At 64.8% G+C, this 8,362-nt stretch carries 7 protein-coding genes; 3 read left to right on the top strand and 4 right to left on the bottom strand.

The genetic code is table 11. The features are described from left to right. Nucleotides 1–678: 678 nt before the first annotated feature. A complete protein-coding gene (locus ACFFJ6_RS25465; protein WP_378393248.1) occupies nucleotides 679–1,011 on the bottom strand; it encodes a hypothetical protein in 333 nt (110 codons plus the stop codon). A gap of 264 nt (nucleotides 1,012–1,275) precedes the next feature. Between ACFFJ6_RS25465 and ACFFJ6_RS25460 the strand changes: the two genes are divergently transcribed. Next, nucleotides 1,276–2,052: a L,D-transpeptidase gene (locus ACFFJ6_RS25460; RefSeq protein WP_378393246.1), complete on the top strand. Its 777-nt coding sequence runs from the start codon at nucleotides 1,276–1,278 to the stop codon at nucleotides 2,050–2,052. Between the two features lie 151 nt (nucleotides 2,053–2,203). Here the strand turns inward: ACFFJ6_RS25460 and ACFFJ6_RS25455 are convergent, their stop codons facing one another. After that, nucleotides 2,204–4,486 (bottom strand): fused MFS/spermidine synthase, encoded by a 2,283-nt coding sequence (locus ACFFJ6_RS25455; RefSeq protein WP_378393244.1) that lies wholly within the window; start codon nucleotides 4,484–4,486, stop codon nucleotides 2,204–2,206. A 296-nt stretch (nucleotides 4,487–4,782) separates the two neighbouring features. Between ACFFJ6_RS25455 and ACFFJ6_RS25450 the strand changes: the two genes are divergently transcribed. Next, nucleotides 4,783–6,393, top strand: a complete 1,611-nt coding sequence (locus ACFFJ6_RS25450) for a phytoene desaturase family protein (RefSeq protein ID WP_378393242.1) — start codon at nucleotides 4,783–4,785, stop codon at nucleotides 6,391–6,393. Between the two features lie 56 nt (nucleotides 6,394–6,449). On the opposite strand, the gene ACFFJ6_RS25445 is transcribed toward ACFFJ6_RS25450, so the two are convergent. Then, nucleotides 6,450–6,761 (bottom strand): hypothetical protein, encoded by a 312-nt coding sequence (locus tag ACFFJ6_RS25445; protein ID WP_378393240.1) that lies wholly within the window; start codon nucleotides 6,759–6,761, stop codon nucleotides 6,450–6,452. Nucleotides 6,762–7,122: 361 nt separating this feature from the next. Here ACFFJ6_RS25445 and ACFFJ6_RS25440 point away from each other — a divergent pair, with 361 nt between their 5' ends. Continuing rightward, a complete protein-coding gene (locus tag ACFFJ6_RS25440; RefSeq protein WP_378393238.1) occupies nucleotides 7,123–8,013 on the top strand; it encodes a 50S ribosomal protein L11 methyltransferase in 891 nt (296 codons plus the stop codon). An 18-nt stretch (nucleotides 8,014–8,031) separates the two neighbouring features. Here ACFFJ6_RS25440 and ACFFJ6_RS25435 read toward each other — a convergent pair whose 3' ends face one another. Further along, nucleotides 8,032–8,328, bottom strand: coding sequence for a hypothetical protein (locus ACFFJ6_RS25435; protein WP_378393236.1), 297 nt, complete (start codon nucleotides 8,326–8,328; stop codon nucleotides 8,032–8,034). Between the last annotated feature and the right edge of the window lie 34 nt (nucleotides 8,329–8,362).

Genomic DNA, 8,362 nt, shown 5'->3' with positions numbered 1-8,362 from the left:
GCTGATCACAACGTTTGACGAGGTCCCACCATTGCATCAGCCTCAGATCCGAAAATCCAAAACCGACACTCGTCGCCGCGCTTCACAGCGCAAACGAACATGGTGTTTCCTTGAAACGTGTATCCGCCGAAGTCTTTCGTCCGGTCCCAATCGCCAAAGCCGAAGCCCCAACAACCGAGACCCGCAAGGACTCCGCCGTCCACGTTTCTCTTTCTTCTTCTCAACTTGTCAAACAGCCCGAGGTCACGAAGACCTCTACACCCTTAGCGGGGTGTCTACCCTACACCGACAATGAAAAACGCCAACCGATAACCTTTCGGCTGTTGCGTCACTCATCGAAGTGAGGATGCATCAAAGGCGCCAATTTCTCCCTTGGCCTGTAAGCCAAGAGAGGAAGCCCGACCCGCGGGCAGCGCGTAGATGTGTGTATAGACCCCGACCTCCGGGGCTGCAAGCGGAAAAATGAAAGTTTCAAGAATTTTCCCGGTTCCGGGCGTCAAGGCACCAGAGGGGCTGTATGCCGCGCCAATTCGGCTCCTGCGGCGGCCTTCACTCGAAGGATGCTTGCTTCCGGTGGCAGCCAACAAGGAAAAACTGGCGAAGCAGGCCGGCGCGTGAGGATCTCACGACAGAAATCGAACGACGGCGGGCCAGGCCCGCGCGCCGTCCGTAAGATGTTTACCGGCAGCGGAAGCGGCCGTGACGATAGTAACCGTAGCAACGGTGGCCGCGATGATAGCGATAACGCGGGCCCTGGTTCGGTATGCCGAGAACGCCGTTGACGGCGCCCACCGCACCGCCGACGCCGGCGCCAATGGCGCCACCCACCGCGCCGCCGATCGGACCAGCAGCGCGATTACCGCGATAGGCTCCCTCTTCTGCGCCGCGAACGATACCCTGAGAGTGGCCGGCCGTCGGGATCGCAAGCAGCGCCAGCGCCAGCGCGGCCGCAGCCAGCGTCGCCTTTAGCGGCCTGTAATCAAGGGCAACCGCCTTTGTCGTGGTCTTCATTGGAATCCATCCTCCGGATTGTCCCCCGAGCGATCGTCGGAGCCGATTTGCAATGCATCAACCCGCAGTCGCAACTTCGGTTCCATTCCGCCGCGATTCCGCCCCACCATCGTCTTCGCTCCGCCCGGCGCAGGCGCAATTAACACTACCAGCAGTTTTCTTGCTGCGCTGCGGGCGGATCTGGAAACAACCAGACCCGCTGCGCATATTACCGACGGGGACGGCTCACATCTTGGAAAGACCGGGCCGAGGAGGCCGGAATTCATGCGTTCGTATCTCGCTTCCCTCACCGGTCTGATCATGTTGGCAACCGCTGGCTCGGCCCACGCCAAGATTGCCATCACGGTCGACAAGGACAATCAACAGATGACCGTCGCGGTTGACGGCGTCGAACGCTATCGCTGGCCGGTCTCGACCGGCAATCCGTCCCACGAGACGCCGAACGGCTCGTTCCAGACCTTCCGGATGGAGCCCGACCACTACTCCAAGGAGTTCGACGACGCGCCGATGCCGCACGCGATCTTCTTCACCAAACGTGGCCACGCGATCCATGGCACAGATTCCGTCGGCAAGCTCGGCATTCCGGTGTCCCACGGCTGCGTGCGCCTGTCGCGCGAGAATGCATCGACGCTGTACGCGCTGGTCGAGAAGGATGGCGTGCTGAACACGACGGTGACGCTGACCGGCTCGTCGCAAGTTGCGCTGGCGCGACAGCCGGGCAAGGCCAACACCGCGGTGGCGCGCCGCGCGCCGCTGCCTGCCCCCACCTATGATGCGGACGGTCAGCCGGTGCAGCTCGCGCCGCCGACCCAACCGCGTGTGGCCGGTCCGCAGGTCGCCGACGACGGCTACATCTACCCGGCCGACGGCGACGACGGCCGCCGCTATCCGGCGCCTCCCGGCTACCGGCGCGGCTACGGACAGCCGCAATATCAGCCGCAGTATCAGTATTCGGACGACGACAGCTATGGCCGCCCCGTTTACGCCCCCCGCGGCTACTACCAGCCGCGTAGCTATTATGGCGGTTACTCGGCGTACTGATCCACCAACGAACCACTCCATCGACGCGCGGCTGTCCCGACAGCCGCGCGTTTTTGTTGGCGAGGACGCCCCACAACGCGGCGGCCATGGCACAACGAAGTCGCCGCCCAGCCGCGCTATGCGATGAGAAAGCTGAAAGCCGTAGCGGCGGCTATTCCTCGCCCTCGCGTAGCCTGCGCCACACCGCGCCAAGCACGTTGGAATAATCGTCCGTCCAAACCCGCTGGTGCGGGCGCGGTTCGGTCAGGGTCCAGTCCTGCGCCGTGGCAATGCTGCCGACATCCTCCGGCTCCCGGGCCGACACCACCACGGAGGTCGAGAAGATGTACTCGGCGTCGCGGTCCGAATCCTCCGAATAGCTCCAGCTTTTCAGCCCGTTGGCGGCCGCGATGCCGACCACCACGCTGGTCAGCTCGAGATGTCGATTGGAAACGTGCATCAGGACGGCCCCCTGCGGCGTCAATTTCGATTTGTAGATCGCCATCGCCTCCCGGGTCGCGAGGTGGATTGGAATGGCGTCCGACGAATACGCGTCGACGATGATCAGGTCGTAGGCGCCGTTAGGTTCGTCCGCGAAAGTCAGCCGCGCGTCGCCCATCACCGGCTGCAGATCGGGCGCGCATTTGCTCACATAGGTGAAGTATCTCGGATCGCGCGCGGTATCGACCATCGACTGATCGATCTCGAAAAACTTCCAGGTCTCGCCCGATTGCGACGCGCAGGCGAGCGATCCCGAGCCGAGCCCGATCACCGCGACGCGTATCGGTCCATTCTTGCGAGCGCGGATCGCCGAGATCCCCTGCCCGATGCCGCCATCCTTGTAGTAATAGGAAATCGGTTCCGGCCGGCCGGTCACCGGCGTGCCGTCGTCGTTCTGCATCTTCTCGGCACCGTGGATCGTCGTGCCGTGCAGCAGCACGTGATACTGGCCGTTCGACGTCACCTGGATCTTGTGAACGCCGAAGAAGCTGCGCACCGTCTCCACCCGTCCATCGTCGGATGGATAGAGCCGGATCAACGCCAGGGCCAGCACGACAGTGGCGAACACCTTCCAGCGGCTGGCGCGCAGCACCAGCGCCGCGAAAGCCGCCACCGCGGCAACGTCGCCGACGATCAGCAAGCGATTGATGCTGAGCCAGTCGTAGATCTTGCCCGAAGCGAAGGCCGGCGCGATCAGTGCCACTGCGAGCGCCGCCAGAAACGCCCAATACCAGCAGGTCCATTGCGGCACGCGCTCGAGCACACGCGGCCGGCACAGCACGGCGAGAGCCAGCAGGATCGGATATTCGGCGATCCAGGAGAAGCTGTACGGCGCCACCAGCCCGGCGAACAGGCCGCCGACCATGCCGCCGAACGACAGAGCCACGTAGAATCCGGTGAGATACCGTGCGTCCGGCCGGGTCCGTGCAAGTTCGCCATGGCAGGCCATCGCGATAATGAAGAACGAGATCAGGTGGCCGGCCAGCATCACCAGCAAATTGGCGGTGCCCGTATAGGCAAGCAGGACCGCAATTACGGCGATCGCCAGCGGCTGCAGCCCCAACATCCATTTGTGCGGCAGCAGCGGCCGCGACTGGAAAACCAGCACCCAGGTGAGCAGGTACAGCGACAGCGGCAGCACCCAGAGCAGCGGCGCCGCCGCAACGTCGGTCGAAATATGGGCCGTGACCGCGATCAAGAGGCCGGACGGGACCGCCGCCAGGAACACCCAGCGCGTCCGCAACATCCATGACGGCGCTGCCGCGTCGCTGTCGTCGGGGGCGCCTGCCCGGATATCCATTTTCGGGGAGCGCAGCAGCAGATAGCCGCAGCCGGCGATCAGCAGGATGAGCAGACCGTAGCCGCCGGTCCACACCAGATTCTGCGAGCGCAGCGCCAGTGTCGGCTCGAGTAGCACCGGATAGGACAGCAGCGCCAGGAAGCTGCCGATATTCGAGGACGCGTATAGGAAGTATGGATCTGGGCCGTTGGGGTGGCCGGTGCGCACGAACCAGGCCTGCAGCAGAGGGTTGTTGGCCGCCAGCGCGAAGAACGGCAGGCCGATCGATACCGCGAACAGCCCGAGCAGCCAGAACGCGTAGCCGCTGGCGGGCGGCGTGCCCCAACCACCGGCGATCGACAGCGGCAGCGTCAGCATCGCCGCCACCAGCAACACCAGGTGGATCACGATCGGAACCAGACGGTTGCGAAACTGGCTGATGAAATGGGCGTAGGCATAGCCGCCAAGCAGCAGCGACTGAAAGAACACCATCGCCACCGACCACACTGCCGGGGAGCCACCGAGCCGGGGCAGCACCATCTTGGTGAACAGCGGCTGGACAGAGAACAGCAGCAGCGCGCTGGTGAAGATCGCGGCGGTGTAGACGATCAGAATCAGCCGGTCGCGCGCCTCCGAATTGTGACGGGCAGCGGCAGGCAGCATCGGCTCGGTCATACGGTCTCCAACGTGGACGATCCGGCCAGGCCGGGCAGATCAACTCAAGACGCGCGGGCGAACCGCGCCGTGCGGCGCTCCCGTCCCGGGCCCGCCGGCCCGACCATCGCAGAACCCGGGGCCGCCATCCACTCGGATCGCACCACCGCGACGTTGTGCCGTGCCGGGCTGAGCCCCCGGCGTGCGCAACTGAGACGGCTCTGATAAACAGCTCGCGACAAGCAAATCTTTGATGACAAAACGGCGTTCCGGCGGTCCGACGCCGCCGACCGCCTTTGGGAAGGCCGAGAAAACCCATGTCCGATCTCGATGCGCTGATCATCGGCGCAGGTCACAACGGCCTCACCTGCGCCGCCTATCTGGCGCAGGCCGGGTTGAAGGTGAAGGTGGTCGAGCGCCGCAGCGTGGTCGGCGGAGCCGCGGTGACGCAAGAGTTTCATCCAGGCTTCCGGAACTCGGTCGCCGCCTACACCGTCAGCCTGCTCAACCCCAAGGTGATCGCCGACCTCAAGCTGGCCGAGCACGGCCTGCGCATCGTGGAGCGCCGCGCACAGAATTTCCTGCCCGCCCCGAGTGGCAAATATCTGCTGACCGGCGCCAAATACACAGCCGATTCTGTCGCGCATCTCAGCAAGCGCGACGCGAGCCGATTCGACGGCTTTGCCGCCGAGCTGGAGCAAATTGCCGATGTGCTGCGGCATTTCGTGCTGCGCGCACCACCCAACCTGGTCGACCGCTTTGGCATTGGAGCCATCCGGGAAAGCATCGCGGCGCTCGGCACGGCTAATCGGCTCCGGACCCTGTCTCTGGAGCAGCAGCGCCTGCTGCTCGACCTGTTCACGTGCTCGGCTGGCGAGATGCTCGATACGCGGTTCGAACACGACCTGGTCAAGGCTCTGTTCGGCTTCGACGCCATCGTCGGCAATTACGCCAGCCCCTACGCCGCCGGCTCCGCTTACGTGATGCTGCACCACGCTTTCGGCGAGGTGAACGGCAAGAAGGGCGTCTGGGGCCACGCGATCGGCGGCATGGGCGCCATCACCCAGGCGATGGCCGCTGCAGCTCGCGGCGCCGGCGCCGAGATCGAGACCGGGGCCGGTGTCCGCGAAGTGCTGGCGCAAAAGGATCGCGTCGTCGGCGTCACTCTCGACGACGGCCGCATTATCCGGGCGAAATACGTCGCCGCCAACGTCAACCCCAAGCTGCTGTACACTCGGCTGCTGCCCAAGGACGCCCTGCCGGACGACTTCCAGCGCCGTATGAAGGCGTGGAAGAATGGCTCCGGCACCTTCCGGATTAACGTCGCGCTGTCTGGCCTACCCTCGTTCAAGGCGCTGCCGGGGACCGGTGACCACCTGACCGCCGGCATCATTATCGCGCCCAGCCTCGATTATATGGACCGGGCGTTTATCGACGCGAAGCAGCATGGCTGGAGCCGGGACCCAGTCGTGGAAATGCTCATCCCTTCCACCCTCGACGACTCGCTTGCGCCGGAAGGTCGGCACATCGCCAGCCTGTTCTGCCAGCACGTCGCGCCGGAGCTGCCCGGCGGGGCCTCATGGGATGCGCATCGCGACGAGGTCGCCGATCTGATGATCGCGACGGTCGACCGCTACGCGCCGGGCTTTGCGGCCAGCGTGCTCGGACGTCAGATTCTGTCGCCGCTCGACCTCGAACGCGAGTTCGGCCTGCTCGGCGGCGACATCTTCCACGGCGCGCTCAGTCTGAACCAGCTGTTCTCCGCCCGCCCGATGCTCGGCCACGCCGACTATCGCGGCCCGCTCAAGGGCCTCTACCATTGCGGCAGCGGCGCCCACCCCGGCGGCGGCGTCACCGGCGCCCCGGGCCACAACGCCGCAGCGGCGATCCTTTCGGATCACCGAAGGCTGTTCACAAGCCGTGGATAAGCTCGTGCGCAAGCCTGTGGATATGATGTGGAAAAGCTCTCGGCCTCAAGGGCTGTTCAGCCCTTCAGGCAGCGCTTTGCTTCGGAAATCTGAGCCCAGGAGTAGCCGTTCTTGATCGCCCAGGCGATCGACTTGGCGCGGCCGTGCTCAGCGACGTGATAGCGGATCGTGGCGCAATCGACCGGGATCGCCGGCGGCGCAAAGGAGTGCTGCTGGGGGGAGGATTGCTGCGGGAAAGAGGTCAACTGGAGCTGCTCGGCAAACGCGTCCGTAGAGCCCACCCAGGAAGCGGCCAGGCACAAGGCCATCGTGGTCAGCAAGCCGCCGCGGCGCGTCGACAGTGGAGAAATTTCGCAAGTCTTGAACATTAGCCCTCATCGCTGTTGCGCTCGTGCAGAGCGCGGGAGGGGGCGCCAATGCTCAATCCAGCATTCGACACGGGGCCTCTTGGGCCCAGCCAAGCACCTCTCCTCCGGGGGAGTTAACGCGGGGATTCGTCTTTGGACCCCGGCTTGTGTCCCGTGGGACACAAATATGGCTTTTTGGCAACCGGCCGACCTCGCCGGCTCTCGCCTAAAGCTCTCACCCGTCATCTCAAAGGCCGCAATCAGAACCTCAGGGCTTGTGGATAAGTCATGGACATGCTGTGCCTTTTCGGCGCAGAAGCTGTGGATGCGATGTTGATAATCCGGGCGAGCGCACGCCTGCCGCCAACTTTTCGGACCTGCCATGCCTGATCCCGCCCCCACCGTCCGCGCCAGCTTCGTGCTCGGCGACGAGGCAACCGCCCGCCGCGTCACTGACCTGCTTGGCGAGTGCTTCGACGAGGCCGAGATGGCGATCGCCGCGTTCGAACGACCGGACCTGAGCTGGGAGGTCGCACTGCATTTCGGCGAGCAACCGAATCTCGAGGCAATCCGCGAGCTCGTCGCGCAGGCGGCTGGAGAGAATGCAGCGCAGGCGATCAGCGTCGAGACGGTCGCAGCCAAGGACTGGGTGGCGGCGAGCCTGGAAGGACTGGTGCCGGTGCCCGCCGGCCGCTTCGTCGTGCACGGCAGCCACGACCGGGATCGCATTCCGCCGAACAAGCTCGGCATCGAGATCGAGGCCGCGCTCGCCTTCGGCACCGGCCATCACGGCACCACCCGCGGCTGCCTGACCCTGCTCGATCTGGTGCTCCGCGCCGGGCCGCCGCGCAGCGTGCTCGACCTCGGCACCGGCACCGGTGTGCTGGCCATTGCCGCCGCCAAAGCGCTGCGCCAACCTGTGCTCGCCACCGACATCGACGGGCAATCGGTCGCGGTTGCCAAGGAGAATGCGCGCCTCAACGGCGTCGGCAATCTGGTCCACGCCGAATGGGCAACCGGCTTCGCGTCGCCGGCGTTCGCCGCGCATGCACCGTTCGATCTGGTGCTGGCGAACATCCTCGCTAATCCGCTGCGCGCGCTGGCGCAGCCGATGTCCGAGCACCTCGCGCCGTCGGCGCTGGTGATCCTGTCGGGCCTGCTGCAGCCGCAGGCGCAGAGCGTGATCGCGGCCTATCGGGCGCGCGGCTGCGTGTTGCTGCGGCAGATCGTGATCGAAGGCTGGAGCAGCCTGCTGCTGGCGAAAACCTTTTGAGGCAAACCTGCGGCGGGGCTACTCGGCCGGCTTGGTGGGGAAGCGAACATGCGCGCCCTGACTGGTCGGCGGCTTTTTCACGCGCGCGTCGGACAACCGGTCCAACATCTGGGTGATCACACCGCGCGGCTTCTTGTCGTCGGGCTCGGACTTGGCAACGGAGTTTGGACGAACGGGCGGTGCGATCTTCTCGAATGAAAAAGCAGGCATGTGTATCCCCTCATCGTTGAGTTGAGACACTCCCGGGTTGATCCCGGACGCGTTATCAGAGTGCTGGCGCACCCGCGCCTGTTGCTTGCAGGCTCGATAAATCAAGCATAACTCGTGCCATAAGCAAAGCTTTTCGCAG

This window comes from Rhodopseudomonas telluris (assembly GCF_042432815.1).
Lineage (GTDB): Bacteria > Pseudomonadota > Alphaproteobacteria > Rhizobiales > Xanthobacteraceae > Rhodopseudomonas > Rhodopseudomonas telluris.
The sequence above is the reverse complement of the archived record's forward strand: the minus strand, read 5'-3'. Positions and strand labels throughout refer to the sequence as shown.